Origin of the sequence: Bauldia sp. (assembly GCA_037200845.1) — a bacterium.
GTDB lineage: Bacteria > Pseudomonadota > Alphaproteobacteria > Rhizobiales > Kaistiaceae > DASZQY01.
This window is the reverse complement of the sequence record JBBCGQ010000001.1, coordinates 3,054,355-3,074,543: the sequence shown is the minus strand read 5'-3', so window position 1 is coordinate 3,074,543 and position 20,189 is coordinate 3,054,355. Positions and strand designations below refer to the sequence as shown.

20 protein-coding genes and 1 pseudogene are annotated in these 20,189 nt (G+C 68.3%); 6 read left to right on the top strand and 15 right to left on the bottom strand.

Annotated features, from left to right (window positions below):
* Positions 1–110: 110 nt before the first annotated feature.
* Positions 111–1,076, bottom strand: a complete 966-nt coding sequence (locus tag WDM94_15400) for an ABC transporter permease (GenBank protein ID MEJ0013960.1) — start codon at positions 1,074–1,076, stop codon at positions 111–113.
* The gene (gene ftsE / locus WDM94_15395; GenBank protein ID MEJ0013959.1) at positions 1,069–1,728 is read right to left on the bottom strand and encodes a cell division ATP-binding protein FtsE; all 660 of its coding nucleotides are present in this window, start codon (positions 1,726–1,728) and stop codon (positions 1,069–1,071) included. The genes WDM94_15400 and ftsE overlap by 8 nt, the downstream gene beginning before the upstream one ends.
* A gap of 294 nt (positions 1,729–2,022) precedes the next feature.
* On the opposite strand from ftsE, the gene WDM94_15390 reads away from it, so the two are divergent.
* Both WDM94_15390 and hpt read left to right on the top strand, forming a co-directional pair.
* Positions 2,023–2,697, top strand: coding sequence for a DUF3426 domain-containing protein (locus WDM94_15390; GenBank protein MEJ0013958.1), 675 nt, complete (start codon positions 2,023–2,025; stop codon positions 2,695–2,697).
* A pseudogene (hpt, locus tag WDM94_15385) lies at positions 2,697–3,230 on the top strand (hypoxanthine phosphoribosyltransferase). The gene WDM94_15390 and the pseudogene hpt overlap by 1 nt, the downstream one beginning before the upstream one ends.
* A 10-nt stretch (positions 3,231–3,240) precedes the next feature.
* Here hpt and WDM94_15380 read toward each other — a convergent pair.
* From WDM94_15380 to argH, 4 genes are all read right to left on the bottom strand, one after another.
* Complete coding sequence (locus WDM94_15380) at positions 3,241–5,739, bottom strand: TIGR02302 family protein (GenBank protein ID MEJ0013957.1); 2,499 nt, start codon at positions 5,737–5,739, stop codon at positions 3,241–3,243.
* 286 nt (positions 5,740–6,025) lie between these two features.
* Positions 6,026–7,294, bottom strand: a complete 1,269-nt coding sequence (gene lysA, locus WDM94_15375; GenBank protein MEJ0013956.1) for a diaminopimelate decarboxylase — start codon at positions 7,292–7,294, stop codon at positions 6,026–6,028.
* A 16-nt stretch (positions 7,295–7,310) separates the two neighbouring features.
* Positions 7,311–7,502 carry a lipoprotein gene (locus WDM94_15370; protein MEJ0013955.1) on the bottom strand — a complete coding sequence of 64 codons (192 nt, stop codon included), beginning with the start codon at positions 7,500–7,502 and terminating at the stop codon, positions 7,311–7,313.
* Between the two features lie 83 nt (positions 7,503–7,585).
* Positions 7,586–8,992, bottom strand: a complete 1,407-nt coding sequence (gene argH / locus WDM94_15365) for an argininosuccinate lyase (GenBank protein MEJ0013954.1) — start codon at positions 8,990–8,992, stop codon at positions 7,586–7,588.
* A 27-nt stretch (positions 8,993–9,019) separates the two neighbouring features.
* Between argH and WDM94_15360 the strand changes: the two genes are divergently transcribed.
* A complete protein-coding gene (locus WDM94_15360; GenBank protein ID MEJ0013953.1) occupies positions 9,020–9,685 on the top strand; it encodes a TlpA disulfide reductase family protein in 666 nt (221 codons plus the stop codon).
* Here WDM94_15360 and WDM94_15355 read toward each other — a convergent pair.
* The 4 genes from WDM94_15355 to WDM94_15340 form a co-directional block, all read right to left on the bottom strand.
* Positions 9,682–10,881, bottom strand: a complete 1,200-nt coding sequence (locus WDM94_15355; protein MEJ0013952.1) for a GGDEF domain-containing protein — start codon at positions 10,879–10,881, stop codon at positions 9,682–9,684. The genes WDM94_15360 and WDM94_15355 overlap by 4 nt on opposite strands.
* A 138-nt stretch (positions 10,882–11,019) precedes the next feature.
* Positions 11,020–12,219 carry a GGDEF domain-containing protein gene (locus WDM94_15350; GenBank protein ID MEJ0013951.1) on the bottom strand — a complete coding sequence of 400 codons (1,200 nt, stop codon included), beginning with the start codon at positions 12,217–12,219 and terminating at the stop codon, positions 11,020–11,022.
* 144 nt (positions 12,220–12,363) lie between these two features.
* Complete coding sequence (locus tag WDM94_15345) at positions 12,364–13,242, bottom strand: 3-hydroxybutyryl-CoA dehydrogenase (GenBank protein MEJ0013950.1); 879 nt, start codon at positions 13,240–13,242, stop codon at positions 12,364–12,366.
* A gap of 34 nt (positions 13,243–13,276) precedes the next feature.
* Positions 13,277–14,206 carry an FAD-binding protein gene (locus WDM94_15340; GenBank protein ID MEJ0013949.1) on the bottom strand — a complete coding sequence of 310 codons (930 nt, stop codon included), beginning with the start codon at positions 14,204–14,206 and terminating at the stop codon, positions 13,277–13,279.
* 71 nt (positions 14,207–14,277) lie between these two features.
* Here WDM94_15340 and WDM94_15335 point away from each other — a divergent pair, with 71 nt between their 5' ends.
* On the top strand, positions 14,278–14,841 hold the full coding sequence (locus WDM94_15335; protein MEJ0013948.1) for a DUF998 domain-containing protein: 564 nt from the start codon (positions 14,278–14,280) through the stop codon (positions 14,839–14,841).
* An 8-nt stretch (positions 14,842–14,849) separates the two neighbouring features.
* On the opposite strand, the gene WDM94_15330 is transcribed toward WDM94_15335, so the two are convergent.
* The 4 genes from WDM94_15330 to WDM94_15315 are packed head-to-tail and all read right to left on the bottom strand — an operon-like array spanning position 14,850 to position 17,160.
* Positions 14,850–15,596 carry an electron transfer flavoprotein subunit beta/FixA family protein gene (locus WDM94_15330; GenBank protein MEJ0013947.1) on the bottom strand — a complete coding sequence of 249 codons (747 nt, stop codon included), beginning with the start codon at positions 15,594–15,596 and terminating at the stop codon, positions 14,850–14,852.
* A complete protein-coding gene (locus WDM94_15325; GenBank protein MEJ0013946.1) occupies positions 15,593–16,384 on the bottom strand; it encodes a rhomboid family intramembrane serine protease in 792 nt (263 codons plus the stop codon). Before WDM94_15325 ends, WDM94_15330 begins: the two co-directional genes overlap by 4 nt.
* A gap of 15 nt (positions 16,385–16,399) precedes the next feature.
* The gene (locus tag WDM94_15320) at positions 16,400–16,969 is read right to left on the bottom strand and encodes a cob(I)yrinic acid a,c-diamide adenosyltransferase (protein ID MEJ0013945.1); all 570 of its coding nucleotides are present in this window, start codon (positions 16,967–16,969) and stop codon (positions 16,400–16,402) included.
* Positions 16,969–17,160: a twin transmembrane helix small protein gene (locus tag WDM94_15315; GenBank protein MEJ0013944.1), complete on the bottom strand. Its 192-nt coding sequence runs from the start codon at positions 17,158–17,160 to the stop codon at positions 16,969–16,971. Before WDM94_15315 ends, WDM94_15320 begins: the two co-directional genes overlap by 1 nt.
* 113 nt (positions 17,161–17,273) lie before the next feature.
* Here WDM94_15315 and WDM94_15310 point away from each other — a divergent pair, with 113 nt between their 5' ends.
* A complete protein-coding gene (locus WDM94_15310; protein ID MEJ0013943.1) occupies positions 17,274–18,050 on the top strand; it encodes an SDR family oxidoreductase in 777 nt (258 codons plus the stop codon).
* Between the two features lie 236 nt (positions 18,051–18,286).
* Here the strand turns inward: WDM94_15310 and WDM94_15305 are convergent, their stop codons facing one another.
* Entirely contained in the window at positions 18,287–19,171 is an 885-nt protein-coding gene (locus tag WDM94_15305; GenBank protein MEJ0013942.1) for an SDR family NAD(P)-dependent oxidoreductase, read from the bottom strand.
* Positions 19,172–19,355: 184 nt separating this feature from the next.
* On the opposite strand from WDM94_15305, the gene WDM94_15300 reads away from it, so the two are divergent.
* Positions 19,356–20,189 carry a YihY/virulence factor BrkB family protein gene (locus WDM94_15300; protein MEJ0013941.1) on the top strand — a complete coding sequence of 278 codons (834 nt, stop codon included), beginning with the start codon at positions 19,356–19,358 and terminating at the stop codon, positions 20,187–20,189.

Below are 20,189 nucleotides of genomic sequence, written 5' to 3'. Positions count from 1 at the left end.
GAATCCAGATTTTCCGGCGCCCTCGCGCCGGCCGCGTCGTCTTTGCGATCCCGTACAACATCGGTCATCGCTTGTGTAGTTCCGGGCTAATGCGGAGGTTGTAAGGCACCTCAATCACCATCGGCGAGGTGCTGATAGACGGTGAGACGCGAGGTCAGCGCCGTCATCACGGCTACCAGGAACGCAATGCCGAGGGCGCCGAAGTAGCCGATCGGGCCGACGGCGAAATGGCCGAAGAGGGCGGAGACCTGGTCGGTGTCGGTGCCGCGCATCGAGGGCGCGATGAGGAAACTCAGGAGCGCGAAAAGCACGCCGGCGATGGCCGCGCCGATCATGCCGCCGCGCAATCCGAGCAGCAGGAAGTGACGCTGAAACTCGCGCGCGATGAAGCCATCCTCGGCGCCGCAGAGATGGAGCACGGAGACGACGACGCCGTTCGCCGCCATGGCGCCGCGCGTGGCGAAGACGACGGACAGAACCGTGGCGACGAAGACCAGCGACAGGATGCCGAGGCCGGCGATGACGGTGGCGTTGGCCATCGATTGGAGACGCGAGGCCCAGGCGCGGTGATCGTCGAGGGAGGCGCCGCGCACCTGCATCTGGAGGCGGGCGGCGAGGTCGGTGAGGTTCACCGCGTTCTGGTCGGATAGGCGGACGACGACGAGGCGGGGGATGGGCAGGTCGGTGAGGTCGAGGCCGGCGCCCAGCCACGGCTCGAGCAGCGCGGCATTTTCCTTGGCGCTCAGCACCTCGACGCCGGAGACGCCGGCCGTCTGGCGGGCGAGGGCGGCGGCCTTGGCGGATTCGGTGTCGAGATCGACGCCGTCGATGGGGCGGACCTGGATGGTCACCTCGCGCTGGATGTCGAGCTGCCAGTCGCGCGAGGCGTCGCGGACCAGTGTCACGGCGCCCAGCGTCAGGCAGGCGAGGAAGCTCATGATGGCGATGACGACGGTGAGCGCGTTGCCGGCGACGGTGCCGGCGGGCACGAGCTGGTTCGGCTTCGAGGTTCCCTGCCGCGCCTGGCGGCGGAAACTCGCGACCTGAATTTTGTGGGCGAGCTCGGTGTCAGTCATAGATCGTCAACCGCCCGTCCTCGAGGACGAGGCGGCGGGCCTCGAACTGATTCATCAGGTTGATGTCGTGAGTCGCGATGACGACCGAGGTGCCGAGCTTGTTCAACTCGATGAACAGACGCATCAGCCGCTTGGCGAGCGGCGGGTCGACGTTGCCGGTCGGCTCATCGGCGAGCAGGATTTCGGGCTTGGTGATGAGGGCGCGGGCGATCGCGGCGCGCTGCTTCTCGCCGCCGGAAAGAATTGGCGGGAAGGCGTGCATGCGGTCGCCGAGGCCGACCCAGCGGAGCAGGTCAATCACGTCGGCGCGGTAGGACGGCTCCTCGCGGCCGAGAACGCGAAAGGGCAGCGCGACGTTCTCGAACGTGGTCAGGTGATCGAGCAGGCGGAAATCCTGGAAGACAACGCCGATGCGGCGGCGGAAGGCCGGCATCTCGGATTTCGCGATGCCGGAGACCTCGCGGCCGAAGACCGAGATGAGGCCGCGCGTCGGGCGGAGCGCCAGGAAGAACAGGCGGATCAGCGACGTCTTGCCGGCGCCCGACGGTCCGGTCAGGAACTGGAACGACTTCGGCCCGATCTCGAAGGAGAGGTCGCGCAGCACCTCGGGGCCCACCCCGTAGCGCAGGCCGACGTTCTCAAAGCGGATCAAGTCTGTTGCCTCACGTCCCGCCCTTAGGCTGAGCCGGACTCTCGTCCGCGGCCGGCTAAGCCTCTGTTAACGATCACCACGGGATCAAGGCAAGGGCGGGGCATTCCTCGCCATGGGCATGCCCTCGAAGTTACCCGCGTCCGGCGCATCTTCCGCTTTCCCCGCGAAGGCGGGGATCCAGGTCCCAATTCCGGATTGGGTGTGTCGAGGCTCCTGGATCCCCGCCTACGCGGGGAAAGCGGAAGGGCGGGGAGTTACCACCCCGTTAACCAATCACCCCCTACCTTGCCGGACATGACCGTTCGCTGCCCCCAGTGCGCGACCATCGCGCCGCTTTCCGCCGAAGATGTCGGTGCCGACGGGGCGATGGTGCGCTGCAAGGCTTGCGGGACGCGCTGGCTGGCGCGGGTGTTCGACGCCGATCCCTATGCGCGGAAGCCGATCGAGCGGATGGACGCCAGCGACATCGTCGATGCGCTGGTGATCGAGCACGTCGGGCCGGGTTTCGGGCGGTCGGCGAAGCGCACGCGGTTGCCGGTGCCGGCGGCCCCGGCGCCGCCGAAGCGCGACTGGCGCGGCTGGAAGATCGGCGCCACGGTGCTCGGCGCGCTGGTGGCGATTGTGCTGCTCCGCTCGCCCATCCTCGCGGCGCTGCCGGGCGGATTGCCGGACGAAGTTTCGGCGCTGGAATTCACCAGCATCCACAGCGAGACGCTGCACCTCCGGAACGGCAGCACGCTCGTGGTCGAGGGCGAGATCGTCAACCGTTCAGCCACCGACATTGCCTTGCCCGCCATCCGCATCACGCTGCGCTCGCCGTCGGGCGATCCGGTGTCGTCGTGGCTGGTCGAACCTGCGGTTGCGGGACTCGGGCCCGGCAAGTCGATTGGCTTTCGCAGCGCGCTTGCTTCTCCCCCACCGGATGCGGCACAAGTCACCCTCGATCTCGCAGCCCGCGAAGGGATCTGATGCCGAAGGTGAGGGGCCGGACGCTCCGCGTCCTGTTTGACGCTGAGGCGATTGCTGCCCGCAATCTGACGCTCGCCGCCGAGATCGCCGCCGCCGGTTATGAAAACCTGCTGGTCGTGTCGGTGCTCAAGGGCAGCTTCGTGTTCGCCGCCGATCTCATCCGCGCGCTGCACGATGCCGGGCTGGCGCCGGAGGTCGAGTTCATCTCGCTATCGAGCTACAAGACCGGGACGGTGTCGACCGGCAAGGTAACGCTGACGCGCGACGTGGAAAGCGACGTCGCCGGGCGCGACGTGCTGCTCATCGACGACATCCTCGAATCCGGGCGGACGCTGTCGTTCGCCAAGAAGCTGATGCTGAAGCGCGGGGCGCGGCGGGTCGGCGTCGCGGTGCTGCTCGAGAAGCCGGGCAAGCTGGCGCAGCCGATGAAAGCCGAGCACGTCGGCTTCGTCGTGCCTGATCTTTTCGTCGTCGGCTACGGCATGGACGTGGCGCATGCGTTCCGCGAGCTGCCGTATGTCGGCGTGGTCGAGGACAAACCGCCTAGAAGGGCTCGAGCAGGCGTTCGAGGTAGTCGCGTTCCAGCTCTGGCCGGTAGGCATCGCCGAGCCGCTGGCGAATCGCGTCGAGGATCTCGCGCGCGCGCTGGGTATCGATCTCGTCGGGAACCTTGACGGTCGAGCCGAGGTCGGCGCCGGTGGTGCGGCGCGGCCGGCCCAGCGGATCCGAGTTCGGCGTATCGCTGTTGCCGGTGCGCATGCCGCGCCCGCCCTGTCCGCCCTGACCCTGCTGCTGCGCCAGTTGCTGGGCGAGCCCTTGAGCCCCCTGACGTAGCGCATCGAGGGCGGAACTCTGCTCGCCGACGGCGCTGCCGGGACGCCCGGCGCCGAGCGCATCGCCGGCGCGGCCCATCGATTCGCCGGCCTGGCCGAGCTTGCTGCCCGGGTCCATGCCCTGGCCCTGCATCTGCTCCATCAGCTTCTGGAGCTGGTCGCCCAATGCCTGCTGCTGGGCCTGCAGGTCCTTCAGCGCCTGCTGCATCTCTTCCGGCGTCATCGGCTTGCCGTCCGGCGACTGGCCGCGTTGGGCGCGGAAGGTCTGGTTCATCAGACTTTCCTGCCGGCGGATCATGTCGCCGAGCTGATTGAGATTCTCCATCGCCTGCTGCTGGCCCTGGTCGCCCTGCTGCGGCTGGCCGGCCTGCAGGTTCTCCAGCATGTTCTGCAACTGGCTGAGCAACTGGCGGGCGGCATCCTTGGCGCCGGTCTTCGACAGATTCTCGATCTGGTCGAGCATGCGCTCGAGGTCCTGCGCGCGGAGCTGCTGGATGTCGGCGTTCGGCGGCAACTGCGCGACGTTCGGATTCTTCTGCGCCTGCTCGGCGAGCGCCTGCAGGAATTTCTGCATCGCGTCTCGCAGTTCTTGCGTCAGCTTGGCGATCTCCTCGTCGGAGGCGTTGTTCTCCAATGCCTTCCGCAGCGCGTCTTGCGCGGCGCGCAGTTGCTCGGCGGCGAGCGAGGCGCCCTGATCCTCGAGACCCAGCGCGATGGTCCAGAGATAATCGACGACGCCGCGGAGTTCGTCGTCGCTGCGCGCATCGACCAGCCGGTGATAGGCGCTCCGCATCATCAGGTAGTCTTTCGACTGCATGTGATCCTCGGGCGCCATGGTCAGCGCGTCGAGCGCGTCGGCGACGCCATCCTGCGCGTTGGCGTCGAGCGCCAGGCGGCCGCGCTGCTCGACCACGGCGCGGGCGAGGGGATTGACGAACTTGCGTGAGGGTAGCGTCACCTCGATCGGCGCGCTGCGGCCTTCCTGCCCGGCCTCGTCGCGGGCAACCAGCGTCAGCTTGACCTTGGCGCCGGCCCACGGGTGAGCGGTGAGGTCGCGTGTCGTGTCGCCCTGGCCCTTGCGCGTGCGCAGTTGCGGCAGCGACAGGGGCAGGGCCGGCGCCTCGTAGAGCGGGCGGACGCCGGCGGCGCTCTTGTCGCTATCGCCGGGCGCGAACTCGCCGAAGGCGGTGACGACGCCGTAGTCGTCCTCCAGCGAATAAGTGAGATGGAGCGCGCCGCTCTCGGCGACCTTCGGCTCGCCGACGAGCGCGATCGCCGGCGGATTGTCGGGCTGGACGGTGAAGCGCCAGGCGGAGATCTCGCGGCTGCCCTTCTTCACCTCGACGCTGGTCGCGGCGGTGAGCTTCACCTGATGCTCCAGCGGCGGCTCGGCGCCGTCGGCGGTCGCCGTCTTGGCGGCGACGGTCGGCGCGATCCTGGCGTTGGCGGCGAGGACGTCGAGGTCGTGGCTGCCGCCGGTGCGGACCGTCACGATGCTGCCGGTCGGCACGGCGTATTCGGTGCCGCTGGGCTTGGCGGCGTCGCCGGTGAGGAATATCGGCGGGCGGCCGGTGTAGGCCGGCGGCGTCACCCAGGCATCGATGCGGGCGACGGTGGCGGCCGCCGGCTCGCCGTCCTGGAAGGCTTCGCCGATGCGATCTAGGCGTTCGCCGCCGGCGACGAAGAAGCCGACAACGGCGAGAAGCAGCACCAGGAAACGGAGCGCTAGCGGATCGCGGTGCGTCAGGCGCGGCGCGGGCACGCCGGCGCGCAGGCGATCCATGGCGGCGAGCAGGCGCCGGCGGTGCGCCAGCCACAGCGCCTCGGCCATCGGGTCGCCGGTTCCGGTCGCCATGGTGTCGGAAAAAGACGTCGCCGGGCGATGCGGTGCGCCGGTCGCCTGCTCGACGCGGGCGAAGGCGGCAGCGCGCGTCGGCCACGCGAAGCGGACGAGGCGGACGACGTAGTAGATGAGCGCCAGCGCGAAGGCGGCGAGGATGGCGTAGCGCGCCGGCGTCGAGGTGAGGCGCCAGAGGCCGAACCACGACAGCGCGGCGAACAGGCCGGCGAGCGCGACGATCGGCGCGACGCGCGGCCAGACGGCTTCCCAGATCAGGTTGAGGCGCGCGCGGCCGACGGCGCGGTCGATGCGGATGCGCGCATCCGCCTCCGCGCCTGAGGGTATCCGGCCTTGATCGGAATCGGTCATCGCCAATCCGTCTTCGCCCCCGCCCGAGGGAAAGCTAACACAGAGTCGGGGGAAAGCGAGGCGTCAGGCGGGGGTGTGGATCACGATTGGGGGAGGCCGGGCCTCCTTCCCTCTCCTCTTGTGGGAGAGGGCGCTTTCTCTTGGCGAGCGAAGCGAGACTAGAGAAAGAGGGTGAGGGGGCGCTCCTCGCGCTTTTTTCCGTCTCCGCCAGTGCCCCCTCACCCTTCGCCTCTAGTTCGCTTCGCTCTCAAGAGGCGGAGCCCTCTCCCACAAAGGGAGAGGGGAGCTACGTCAGCCACGGCGCGACGCGGTCCAGCCCGATCAGGTCGTCGTAGCTTTGGCGCGGGCGGACCACGGCCCACTTGTCGCCGTTGACCAGGATCTCCGGCGCCAGTGTCTTTGAGTTGTAGGTCGAGCCCTGCACCGCGCCGTAGGCGCCGGCGGTCATCACCGCGATCAGGTCGCCCGATTCCACCGCGGCGATCGTGCGGCCGAGCGCGAGGTAGTCGCCGGTCTCGCAGATGCCGCCGACGACGTCCGCGACGACGGTCTTCGCCTTGTCTTCGGGGTCAGTGACCGGGCGGATGTCGTGCCAGGCTTCGTACAGCGTCGGGCGGATGAGATCGTTCATGCCGGCGTCGACGATGACGAAGGTCTTGGCGCCGCCCCGCTTCACGTAGACGACCTCGGCAACGAGGATGCCGGCGTTGCCGACGAACAGGCGGCCGGGCTCGAACAAGATGCGGGCGCCGAGGTTGCCGAGGCGGCGGCGGATGATTTCGGCGTAGGCCTTGGGGTCGGGCGGCGGCGGATCGTCGAGGCGGTAGGGAATGCCGAGGCCGCCGCCGGCGTCGACGTGATCAATCTCGTGGCCCTCGGCGCGCAGGTCGCGGACGAGGTCGGCGAGGAGGCCGTAAGCGGCGTCGAAGGGCGCGAGGTCGGTGATCTGGCTGCCGATGTGCATGTCTACGCCGGAGATGCGGATGCCGGGCAACTCGGCCGCGCGGGCGTAGACGTCGCGGGCGCGGGCGTAGGGGATGCCGAACTTGTTCTCGGCCTTGCCGGTGGTGATCTTGGCGTGGGTCCTGGCGTCGACGTCGGGGTTGATGCGGATGGCGATCGCGGCGGTGGCGCCCTTGGCGGCGGCGATCTCGGAGATGCGCTCCAGCTCCGGCTCCGACTCGACGTTGAAGCAGAGGATGCCGGTATCGAGCGCGAAGGCGATTTCACGCGCCGTCTTGGCGACGCCGGAGAAGACGATGCGGTCGGGCGGCGCGCCGGCGGCGAGCGCACGGCGGAGCTCGCCCTCGGAGACGACGTCGATGCCGGCGCCCTCCTTGACGAAGGTCGCGATCACCGACTGGTTGGAGTTCGCCTTCGCGGCGTAGCAGACCAGCGTATCGAGCCCGGCGAGCGCCTCGGTGAACACGCGATAATGACGGCTGAGCGTCGCCGTGGAATAGCAATAGAACGGCGTGCCCACCGCATCGGCGATTTCGGGCAGGGGCACGTCTTCGGCGTGGAGCACGCCGGCGCGGTAGTGGAAGTGATTCACGGGTGTAAGTGCCGGTTTACTGGATAAGCGGGTCGAGGACGAACTTCTTGTCCGGTTTCGCTTTCCCGTCGGGCGGCAACTGGGGCTCGCCGGCGTTGGCGGCCTTCAGCGCCATGCCGGGCGGCGCTTCGAGCGCGCCCTTGCGGCCGCAGCCGGCGAGGCCGACGGCGGCCACGACGAGGCCGACGACAACGATACGGGCCAGCAATCCGCGATTTTCCGGCGCCACGGGCGCACCCCCAAGCTCAAACTCGCCGGGCACCATACCATTCCGGTGGCGCGCGGGAAGCCTCAAGTGGCGGCTTTGGGCGCGGCTTCTTTGGCCAGCCGCTTCAGCCAGCGCCGGGCCTCGCGGCGGACGTTTTCCGGCGCCGTGCCGCCGTAGCTGGTGCGGCTTTTGACGGACTGGCGGGCGCCCAGCACGCCGTAGACATCGGTGGTGATCCGGGGCTCGATCACCTGCATCTCGGCTATCGGCAGTTTTTCGAGCAGCACCTGCCGCTTCTCGGCTGCCGAGACGATGCGGCCGGTGACCTCGTGGGCCTGGCGGAAGGGCATGTCGAGATTCTGCACCAGCCAGTCGGCGAGGTCGGTGGCGGTGGCGTAGCCGGCGCTGGCGGCCTTTTTCATGACGCTCTGGTTGGGCGTCATGTCGATGACCATGCCGGCCGTGGCCCGGATCGCCAGCAGCAGCGAGGCGAAGGCGTCGAAGGTCGGCTCCTTGTCCTCCTGCATGTCCTTGGCATAGGCGAGCGGCAGGCCCTTCAGCACGACCAGCATGCCGGTGAGGTCGCCGACGATGCGGCCGGACTTGGCGCGCACCAATTCGGCGGCGTCGGGGTTGCGCTTCTGCGGCATGATCGAGGAGCCGGTGCTGAACTTGTCGCTCAGCTTGATGAAGTTGAACTGCGCCGACGACCAGATGACGATCTCCTCGGCGAAGCGCGAGAGATGGATCGCGGTGAGGCTCGCGGCGGCGAGCGCCTCGACGACGAAGTCGCGGTCGGAGACGGCATCGAGCGAATTTGCCGCCGGGCGGTCGAAGCCGAGCGCTTCGGCCGTCATGTCGCGGTCGATCGGGAAAGACGTGCCGGCGAGCGCGGCGGCGCCGAGCGGCATCTCGTTCAGGCGCGTGCGCGCGTCGGCGAAGCGGCCGCGGTCGCGCGCCAGCATCTCGACGTAGGCGAGCAGGTGATGGCCGAGTGTCACCGGCTGGGCGACCTGCAGGTGCGTGAAGCCGGGCATGACCATGGTCGCGGCGTCCATCGCTTTGGTCGCCAGCGCCTCCTGCAGCGCGGCGAGCGCGGCGTCGGTCGTGTCGATGGCGTCGCGCACCCACAGCTTGAGGTCGGTCGCGACCTGATCGTTGCGCGAGCGCGCGGTGTGCAGCCGTCCGGCCGCCGGGCCGATCAACTCGGCAAGGCGCGACTCTATGTTGAGGTGGATGTCCTCCAGGGCGCGGGAAAACTTGAACTTCCCCGCTTCGATTTCTCGCAGGATCGTGTCTAGACCGGCGTCGATCTTGTCGGCATCGTCCGCCGCGATGATGCCCTGTTTGGCAAGCATGCGGGCGTGGGCCCTCGAGCCGGCAATGTCCTGGCGGAAGAGCTCGCGGTCGAAATCGATCGACGCGTTGATCTCTTCCATGACGGCATCGGGGCCTTCGGCAAACCGGCCGCCCCACATGCGGTTCTTCATGACCATGACCTTCCGGGATACGGACGAATGACTTCAGGCAGACGCCGCGGCTTGACGATCCTGGCGCTGGCCGCCGTGGCCGGCATCGTTGCCGGGACGGCGGGGGTATATGTCAGAGGGTCGGGGGCTGGCAACGGCGACCCGGCGGTGGCGGCGCTCTGCGCCGACGCCGTGGCCGCCGCGGCGCGGGTGGCGCCGTTCGCCAAGGGCGAGGTGGCGGCGTTCCGCGTGGCGACGGCGCCGGAGAGTTTCGGGGACCTCACGTTCAAGACGCCGGAGGGGGCGCCGACGACGCTGGCCGCGCTTTCCGGCAAGGTCGTGCTGGTCAATCTGTGGGCGACATGGTGCGTGCCGTGCCGGGCCGAGATGCCGGCGCTGGACCGGCTGCAGGCGGCGGCGGGCGGCAAGGATTTCTCGGTCGCGACTATCAATCTCGACGTGCAGAATCCGGAGCGGGCAAAGGATTTCATGGCGGAAATCGGCGTCCACAATCTGCCGCTCTACTCCGATGCGACGATGGGCGTGTTCAACGACCTCAAGAAACGCGGCCTGGCGATCGGGCTTCCGACCACGCTGCTGATCGACGGCAAGGGATGCCGCATCGGGATCGTCGAGGGGCCGGCCGAATGGGACTCGGCCGATGCACGGGCGCTGATACAGGCGGCGCTGCCGCCGCCTGCGTCGTCCGGCTAGGCGACCTTCAGCGCCTCGGAGGCGTGATCCTCGACCGGCACGTCGTTCTTCTCGGCGACCTCGACGCGGTCGCGGCCCTGCAGCTTGGCGCGGTAGAGGGCGAGGTCGGCCGCCTGGACGAGCGAGTCGAGCGTCGAACCGGTCTGGGCCTGGGCGATGCCGGCGCTGACGGTGGCCTTGATGGCGCCGTCGTTCAGCCGCGCGCAGGCATCGGCGAAGGCGACGCGGATGCGTTCGGCGGCGATGTAGGCGGCGCCGACGCTGGCGCCGGGCAGGATGGCGCCGAACTCCTCGCCGCCGAGGCGGCCGATGAGATCGGACGAACGGAGCGTCTTCAGGGCCGCCGCACCAAACCGTTTCAACACCTCGTCGCCCGGGCCGTGGCCGAAGGTGTCGTTGATCTTCTTGAAGGCGTCGAGGTCGAAGAGGATGATCGCCAGCGCCGAGTCCTGACGCGCGGCATCGGCGACCAGCGTCTCGCCGCGGTCGTAGAAGGCGCGGCGGGTGGCGACGCCGGTGAGGCCGTCGGTCGAGGCGGCGATCTTGTGCACGATCTCGTTGCGCTCACGCGCCATGGCGACGGTGAAGATCGAGGTGCCGACGACGAAGGCCAGCGTCTCGAGGTGGACGAAGCCGAACCAGCCGTAGAGCACGGCGACGCCGGCCGGGGCCATGCCGCCTGAGATCGCGGCGAAGGCGGCGCCGGCCGAGAAGGTGGCGTGCAGGCCGAGCAGGACGACCAGCGGCCAGCGGCTCATCAGCTTCTCGTCGCGGCCCCGCCAGAACTCGTAGGCGGCGGCGAAGAGAAACACGGCGACGATTCCGAGGTTGAGCGCGACCTGGATGCGCGTCTCGGCGCGCACCAGCGGCATGGCATAGGCGACCAGCCAGAGCACGGCGCCGGCGCCGACGATGGAGAAGTCGACGCGGCGGTTGTTGACCGCGCGGGCCGAGGCCCAGATGAGGGCCGGGCTGATGTTGAGCAGCGTGATGGCGACAACCAGCGGCGGCTCGCCGGGGGTGAGCGTCGGCGAGGCCATGATGGGAATCGCGGTGGCGAGCACGAGATCGGCGGCGGCCCACCACAGCATGCCGTGGGCGCGATCGGTCTGCAGCCAGGCGAAGATCAGGAAGACGCCGCTGATGGCGGACACGAAGCTGCCCGCAACCATAAGGGTCGGAAAGTCGATCGTCATGGGGATCAACGCGCCTCGCAACCTTGGGCGGCTCCGCACGGCCGCCTCTTCGATTGGCTGCACCATACGCGGCGCACACTGAATTCACGTTAGCGCGTTGCCTGCAAACCTAACGAATTCGTCAACGTTTTCTTAAGCTTACGCGACGCGGATGACGTTGGTCCCGGCGGTGGGCTCGGCGTCGGTTTTTGCCGGACGCTCGACGCGATTGCGGCCGAGTTCCTTGGCCCTGTAGAGGCAACCATCGGCAATTTTCATGATGGCATCGAGCGTCATGGCCGACGACGTCGCGCTGGCGACGCCGGCGCTCGCCGTCACCTTGACCGGCTCGTCGCCGATGATCACCGCCGTCGCGGCGAAGCCGGCGCGGATGCGGTCGGCGATGACGTAGGCCGCCTCGATGGTGGCGCGCGGCAGGACGACGACGAATTCCTCGCCGCCGAGGCGGCCGAAAAGATCGTTGGGGCGGAGGATGCCCTGGGTCGTCTGCGAGAAGACGCGGATGACCTCGTCGCCGGCGGCGTGGCCGTAGGTGTCGTTGACCCACTTGAAGTGGTCGAGGTCGAACATGATGAGGGAGAACGACGCGCCTTCCTGGCGGCAGCGCTCGAGCAGGCGCTTGCTGCCGTCGAGCAGGGCGCCGCGGTTGGCGATGCCGGTCAGCGAATCCTTGCGGCTGGCGAGCACGATCTGCATCTCGCTACGCTCCTTGACGAGGATCGCCATGAAGACGGCCGTGCCCATCGAATAAATCAGGCTTTCGAAGCTGATCAGGCCGAACCAGGTCGCCAGCACGGGCAGTGCGCCGGCGGTGAAGCGGCCGGCGATCGTGTCGAAGACGCCGCCGAGGAAAGTCACTCCGTGGAGGGCGAACATCGCGATCAGCGCCCAGCGGGCGGGCAGCATCTCGCGGCGGCCACGCCACAGTTCATGGGCCGAGGCCCACAGGTAGACGATGGCCGGAACGAAGCCGAACGCGGTGCGGATGAAGTAGTCGGTCTCCGGCAGCGGCACGAAGATGACGAGCAGCCACGCGACCAGCCCGCCGAACAGCAACGCCGGCGGTATCGACCGCGAGGCGAAGCGGCGCGTGCCGCCCCAGACCAGGGCCGGACCGAAAACGATAAGCGCGACGCCGCCGAGGACGACGGTGTGCGAGGCCACGGTGTGGCCGACGGCGATGAGGGCGATGCCGGCGGCAGCGGCAAAGTTGGCGGCAGCCCACCACAACAGGGCAGGGGCGCGCGCGATCTGCGTCCACGCCACCAGCAGCAGTAAACCGGCGAGCAGCGCCACGAAGGCGCCGACCCACGTCAATGTCTGGATATCGAGATTCATGGCCTTCGCGTGACCGCCGGCGTCGGCCGGCGTGAAGGCGCGCGACCTAGTGAATTACTGCAGCGGACGTTGGGCTCAGATCGTTACGAACAGGTGTTGGCGCGAGCCTGCCTTTTCGCGAACAGCGATAAGGCGGCGTTAACGCTACCGCGTCGGTACGGGTTTCTCGCCGCGGTAGTCGTAGAAGCCGCGGCCCGATTTCCGGCCGAGCCAGCCGGCCTCGACGTACTTCACCAGTAGCGGGCAGGGCCGGTACTTCGAATCCGCAAGGCCCTCATGCAGCACCTGCATGATCGACAGGCACGTATCGAGGCCGATGAAGTCGGCAAGCTGCAGCGGGCCCATCGGATGGTGGGCGCCGAGGCGCATGGCGGTGTCGATCGCATCGACTGTGCCGACGCCTTCGTGCAGCGCGTAGATCGCCTCGTTGATCATCGGCAGCAGGATGCGGTTGACGATGAAGGCGGGGAAATCTTCCGCGAGCGTCGCGGTCTTGCCGAGGCGGGTGGTGAATTCCTTGGCCGTGGCGAAGGTCGCGTCGGCGGTGGCGATGCCGCGGATGATCTCGACGAGCTCCATCCTCGGCACCGGATTCATGAAATGGATGCCGATGAATTTTTCCGGGCGGTCGGTGGCGGCGGCGAGCCGCGTGATCGAGATCGACGAGGTGTTGGTGGCGAGCAGCGCCTCCGGCTTCAGCGACGATGAGACGTGGCGGAGGATCTGGCTCTTGACCTGCTGGTCCTCGACTGCCGCCTCGATGACGAGATCGGCGTCGCCGAAAGAATCGTAGCCCGGCGCGGCGGAGACGTGCGCCATGGCCGCCTTGCGCTCCGCCTCGGTCATCTTACCGCCGGCGACCAGGCGGCCGAGGTTGGCGTCGATATTGGCGATGGCCGCCTTGATGCGCTCGCCGCCGACGTCGTTGATCTGCACGTCGTAGCCGGCGACGGCGCACACCTGCGCGATGCCGCTGCCCATCTGGCCGGCGCCGATGACGCCGATTTTATGCAGTGTGGTCATGATGTTCCCATTGTCGTCCGCGGATGCTTCGCCGTCAAAGGGCGCGCTCCAGCTCGGGCAGTATTTCGTAAAGATCGCCGACCAAACCATAGTCGGCGATGGCGAAGATCGGGGCGTCGGGATCCTTGTTGATCGCCACGATGATCTTCGCTTCCTTCATGCCGGCGAGGTGCTGAATGGCGCCCGAGATGCCGACCGCGATGTACAGATCGGGGGCGACGATCTTGCCGGTCTGCCCGACCTGCAGCTCGTTCGGGGCGTAGCCGGCGTCGACCGCGGCGCGCGAGGCGCCGATGGCGGCTTTCAGCTTCTCGGCGATCGGCTCGAGATATTTCTTGAAGTTTTCCGACGACTGGAAGGCGCGGCCGCCGGAAATGACGATGCGCGCCGAGGTCAGCTCGGGGCGGGTGGAGCGGGTGAGCTCGGCGCCGACGAACGTCGACTGCGCCGAGGCTTCCGGCGCGGGCACCGTCTCGATCGGCGCGTTGCCGCCGTCGCCGGCCGCGGCGAACGCAGCGGCGCGCACGGTGACGACGCGTTTCGCGTCGTTGGAGGTCACGGTCTCGATGGCGTTGCCGGCGTAGATCGGGCGCTCGAAGGTGTTCGGCGCGATCACCTTCACGATCTCGGACACCTGCATCACGTCAAGCAGCGCGGCGACTCTGGGCATCACGGTCTTGCCGGTGGCGGTCGCGGGCGCGACCAGTGCGTCGTAGTGCTGCGCCAGCGAGACGATCAGCGCGGACAGCGGCTCGGGCAACTGGTTGGCGAGCGAGTCGCCATCGGCGTGAAGCACGTTGGCGACGCCGGCGAGCTTGGTCGCGGCCGTCGCGGCCGCCGCGCAGTCCTTGCCGGCGACGAGCACGTGGACGTCGCTGCCCAACGCGAGGGCGGCGGTGAGGGCGCGGGCGGTGGCCTCCTTGATGGAGCCATTGTCGTGTTCGGCGAGCAGCAGGGTCGTCACAGGTTGGCTCCGGCGAGAAATGCGTTCGCGTCTTTGTGGTATGGTGCGCGAAGGGAAATGAGGGGCGTGCCTTGGCTTATTCCACCACGCTTGGCGGCGTCGCCATCGTTGGCGCGCTGGTGACGCTGGTCGCGATCGGCGGCGTGCACTTCGTCGCGACGGACAAGAACCCGCTGCACGATCCGGTCAGCGATTACGGCGCCGGTCCGCACCGGCGATGGTACTGGGCGGGCGTCGCCGGTGTCTCGATCGCGGCGCTGGCGCTGGTTCTGGCGGCCCTCGCCGGCGTATCGGCCGCGCCGCCGGTCGCCATCGTGCTGCTGGTGCTGTTCGCCGTGGCGCGCGTCGCCATCGCGTGGTTCCCGACCGACGTCGGCGTCGCCATTCCAACCACGGCCACCGGGCGCATCCATGGCGCATTGGCGATCGTCGCTTTCGCCTCCGTCGCGATTGCCGCCAACGGCTATCCAGGCGTATCGCCGTGGTTCGGCTGGGCGCTCTACGTGACGGTCGCGCTGCTCCTGCTGTGCCTTCTGTGGCCGCCGGCGCGCGCCATTTTCGGCCTGCTCGAGCGGCTGTTCTATGTCGCGATGATCGCGTGGTTCGTCGCCGCCGGGCGCGCGCTGATCGGATAGGCGCGGGGTCATATCGCTCCGGCGTCCTTCAGCTTGGCGACCAGTTCGGCGACGGAGGCTACTCTCGCGCCGGCGCGGCGGCCGGGCGGCTCGCTGACCTTGACCACGGTCAGGCGCGGCTTGGTATCGACGCCGAGGTCGGCAGCGGTCATCTCCTCCAGCGGCTTCTTCTTCGCCTTCATGATGTTGGGCAGCGAGGCGTAGCGCGGCTGGTTGAGGCGGAGGTCGGCGGTGACGACCGCCGGCAGCGTCAGGCGCACCGTCTCGTGACCGCCATCGACTTCGCGGGTGACGGTGGCGGCGCCGTCGGCAATCGCGATCTTCGAGGCGAAGGTGGCGACAGGCCACGACAGCAGCGCGGACAGCATCTGGCCGGTCTGGTTGGCGTCGTCGTCGATCGCCTGCTTGCCGAGAATTATCAGGCCGGGCTGTTCCTTTGCGGCGACTGCGGCAAGCGCCTTCGCCACGGCCAGCGGCTCGAGCCGGCCCTCGGCCTTGACCAGGATACCGCGGTCGGCGCCCATCGCGAGGCCGGCGCGGATGGTTTCCGCGGCGCCTGCCTCGCCGACCGAGACGGCGACGACCTCGGTCGCAACGCCGGCTTCCTTCAGGCGCAGCGCCTCCTCGACGGCGATCTCGTCGAACGGGTTCATCGCCATTTTGACGTTGGCGAGATCGACGCCGCTGCCGTCGGCCTTAACGCGAACCTTTACGTTGAAGTCGACGACGCGCTTCACGCCAACAAGAATCTTCATGCCCACGGTCCCCTCGGATCGACGCGTGGCGGCTCGATCCGTTCCTGCTCTGCCGGCGCCGGCTCTCCTGCCGCCGCCTTCTTCGGATGCTCGGGCAGCGCCGCGGCAAACAGCGGCACGCCCTTCTGGCGCATGACGAGCACGAGAAGGGCGCCGGCCGCAAGTCCGCCGATGTGGGCCCACCATGCAACTTCTGCGTCACCGCCGGCGAAGGCGGAATAGATCTGGAACAGGATCCAGAAGCCCAGCACCCATTCGACGCGCAGGCGCAGCGGCAGGCGGAACAGCACGAGAATCCAGACTTTGGCGCGCGGGTAGAGCAGTACGTAGGCGGCGATGTTGCCGGCCACGGCGCCCGACGCGCCGATCACCGGCGCCTCGGACAGCGGGTCGGAGAGGACGAAGCCGTAGCCGGCAGCGGCGGCGCATAACAGATAGAAGATGAAATAGCGGAAGTGGCCGAGGGCATCCTCGACGTTATCGCCGAAGACCCAGAGGAAGATGAGGTTGCCGGCAAGGTGCCAGAAATCGGCGTGCAGGAACGAGTAGGTGATGAGCGTCAGGAGATCGGGGATCGAGGTGAGGTCGATGGCGCGGCCAACGGCGAGGTTGAAGTAGGCCGGCACCAGGCCGAAGTCGGTCGCCGAGGCGTTCATCGGCTCCCGCGAGAACGAGCCGTCCTCGAAGAAGAAATAGACAACGATGTTGAGGGCAATGAAACCCCAGCAGATATACGGCCAGCGGATGCGGCGGAGCGGATTGGTGTCGTAGAGGGGGATGAACGCCACGCGCTCGCCTGTCGATCAGCGGTTCTTGCCGGGCACCCAGAGGACATCGGCGGCGCCGTTGTCGTTCATCACGCGGGCGGCGACGAAGAAGAAATCGGAGAGGCGGTTGATGTAGTGGACCGCCTCGGGGTTCACGGTCTCCTTTGCCGCCAGCTCGACCATCAGCCGCTCGGCGCGGCGCGCGACGGTGCGGCAGAGGTGGAGAGCGGCGGCAGTCGGCGTGCCGCCCGGCAGCACGAACGAGGTGAGGGGATTCAGCGCCTCGTTCATGGCATCGATCTCGCGCTCCAGCCGCTCGACCTGGGACGCGACGATGCGCAGGCGCTCGCGGGCGCCGACCTTCTCGGGCGTGGCGAGATCGGCGCCGAGGTCGAACAGGTCGTTCTGGATCGCGGCGAGCATCGCGTCGCGCGTCTCGCCGATCGCCTCGCGATGGAGGCGCGCCTGGCCGACGTGGGCGTTGAGTTCGTCGATGGTGCCGATGGCGGCGAAGCGGAGATCGGACTTCAGCCGGCGCTCGCCGGTTGCCAGCGCGCTGGTGCCGTCGTCGCCGGTGCGCGTGTAGATGCGGTTGAGGACGACCATCAGCGCGACGAGAAATACAGCGCCGTCATGCCGATCACGACGGCGATGAACTGGAGCAGCACGCGCAGGCGCATCAGCTTCTGCGAGCGGGTCGGCGAGCCGCCGCGCATCATGTTGACGAGGCCCAGAACCAGCACGATGGCAACCGCGCCGACGGCAAACGGGGTGATGTATTCGAGGATATTCGACATCGTCGGAAGGCCGGAAAGCTGCGGAAAGTTTCGCCCATATAGCCATATTCCGGGCGTTGCGTCTTGCCGTTTGAAGCCGCAGCGCGCATCGTTTGCGGCGAGGGAGGCGGGCCATGCGCGGGCTCAAGGGCAAGCGGGTGCTGATCACCGGGGCGGCGACGGGCATCGGCCGCGCCACGGCTATCCGCTTCGCCGAGGAAGGCGCCAGCGTCGCGGTCAACTACATCGGCGACCCGGAGCCGGCCGAGGCGCTGATCGAGGAACTGACGCGCATCAGCCCGGATGGCGGCCACGTGCTGGCGCCGGCCGATGTCTCCGACGAGGACGCCGTCGATTCGCTGTTCGCCGGCGTCGTGCAGGCGCTCGAGGGCCTCGACATCCTGGTCAACAATGCCGGCATCAAGGTCACGCACCAGCCGCACGAAGCGGCGATCGCCGACTACGACCGCGTCATGGCGGTGAATCTCCGCGGCGCGTTCCTGTGCGCGCAGGCGGCGATCCAGCATTTCCTCGACAACGAGCGGCCAGGCGCGATCGTGACGACGTCGTCGATCCAGGCCGACACGCCGGTCAACGACGACGCGATCGCCTACGTCATGTCGAAGGCAGGCATCACGGGCATGACGCGCGCGCTGGCGCTGCGCTACGCCCGCAACGGCATCCGCATCAACGCGGTCGGTCCCGGTGCGGTGATGACGCCGATGAACGCGGAGTTCCAGTCGAACCCGACGGAGCTCAGGCGAACGGAACGCGCGGTGCCGCTCGGCCGGGTGGGTCGGGCGGAGGAGATCGCCAGCGTCATCGCGTTTCTCGCGTCGGACGAGGCGAGTTACGTGACCGGGCAGACGGTGTTTGCCGATGGCGGGCTGGGTGTCGGGCGGCCGGTGTAGCGCCGATCCGAGTTGAGCGCCGCCCCGTTGGTCACCTCTCCCTGGAGGGAGAGGGCTTTCGAGCTTGGTGAGCGAAGCGAGCCTAGCGAGAAAGGGTGAGGGGTTAGGGACCCATCGCTCATAACTCCTGTCCCTAACCCCTCACCCCATTCGCCTAAGTTCGCTGCGCTCACTAAGGCTCATGGCCCTCTCCCTCAGGGAGAGGTGACTAACAAGCGTCTGTGAGTGGGTGGGACCTACCGCTGCCTTATCAGCACCAGATCGAGCAGTCGCGTCGGCAGCAGCCGCTTCAATGCGGCGCCGACCTGGCTTGGGATCGTCACGCGATAACGCGCGCGCGGCGATCCGCTTTCCAGCGCGTGAATCAACGGACGCACGATCGCATCCGGACCGCGCTTGAAGGTGAACGATTCCGGACCGCCGTTGAGGCGCGAGATTTCGCGGCGGTAGTCTTCCAGGAACGGCGAGTTGCGGATGTCGGTCGTCTCGAGGAAGCGCATGCGCGCGTTTTCCAGCATGCGGCTGTGGATTGGGCCGGGCTGGAGCAGGCAGACGTAGATGCCGGTGCCGGCGAGCTCGAGCCGCAGCGTGTCGGACAGCGCCTCGACGGCGTATTTCGAGGCGCTGTAGGCGCCGGTGAACCTGACCGCGACGAAGCCCAGCACCGAGGAGCAGTTGACGATGCGGCCGTGCCCCTGCTTGCGCATGACGGGCAGGACGCGGCGGATGAGGTCGTACCAGCCGACGACGTTGGTCTCCAGCACGGCGCGGAGGTGATCGGCCGAGACGTCCTCGATCGCGCCGGGGTGGCTGTAGGCGCCGTTGTTGAACAGCGCGTCGAGCGTGCCGCCGGTGGAGGCGAGCACCTCGGCGACCGCGGCGGCGATCGACGCCGGCTCGGCATAGTCCAGCCGCACGGTCTCGAAGCCTTCCGTGGCGAGGCGGTCGCAATCCGGCTGCCGGCGGCAGGCGGCGAACACGCGCCAGCCCCGCTCCTTCAACGCCTTTGCCGAATGATAGCCGATGCCCGACGAGCAGCCGGTGATCAATATGGACCGTGGCATCGCCCGTCTGGTCTTGCCGTCGCTCGCTTCGATGGCGCGCGGCGTGGAATCAAGCATCAGTGCACCAACCCCCGGAAAGCCTGCCGCGCGGGCGACCTTGGCCGAAACCGCCGGGCGGGCGCAAGCGCTTTTCCGCGCCGTTCCGCCTCTCCGCCTGCCTCGGAAATGGCCGCGAATTGCCCGCGGCGGCCAAGAATCGCGTATCGTTTACCAAAGTCGAGCGGAGGCGGGCGACAGCGTGATGAACGTCGGCGGGGAGGGGGTCGCGCGCCGCGCGTGGGCGGTCTTCTGGGATGCGTTCAATCATTTCAACGCCGACGACGGCTGGGCGATGGCGAGCCACGTCGCGCTGTCGGCGCTGATGGCGCTATTCCCGTTCCTGATTTTCGTGGCGGCGTTTGCCGGCACGCTCGGCGAGGCGAGCCTCGCCAACCGCGTCGCCGAGATCGTGTTCGCGGCGTGGCCCGCTGAGGTCGCCAACCCGATCGCGGCCGAGGTGCGGCGCGTGCTGGTGCCGATCCACGGTAACCTCCTCACCATCTCGGCGGTGGTTGCGCTCTATCTCGCGTCCAACGGCGTCGAGGCGGCGCGCACCGCGCTCAACCGCGCGTACCGCGTCATCGACCGGCGCTCGATATTTTTCCGGCGGGCGCAGAGCCTCGTCTTCGTGCTGATCGGGACGGTGGTGTTCCTGCTCATCGCGGGCTTCGGCGTGTTTACCGCCGGGCTGCCGGCGCTGCAGCAGTTTGCCGCCCAGTTCGCGCTGCTCGGCGCCGCCGTTACCAGCATCCTCGTCATCGGCGCGTTGCTCGGCGCGCACCTCTGGCTGCCGGCGGGCCGGCCCTCGGCGCGCTACCTGTGGCCCGGGATCGTGGCGACGCTGGTCGCGTGGCTGTTGTCGGCGTGGATCTTCGCGATCTATCTGCGCACCTTCGCCAACTACGCGGCGACCTACGCCGGCCTCGCCGGCGTCGTGACGGCGATGTTCTTCCTCTACGTCGTGGCGGTCCTGATGATTTTTGGCGCCGAGTTCAACGCCGCGCTCGGCCGCCTGCGCGACGGGCGGATCGGGTAG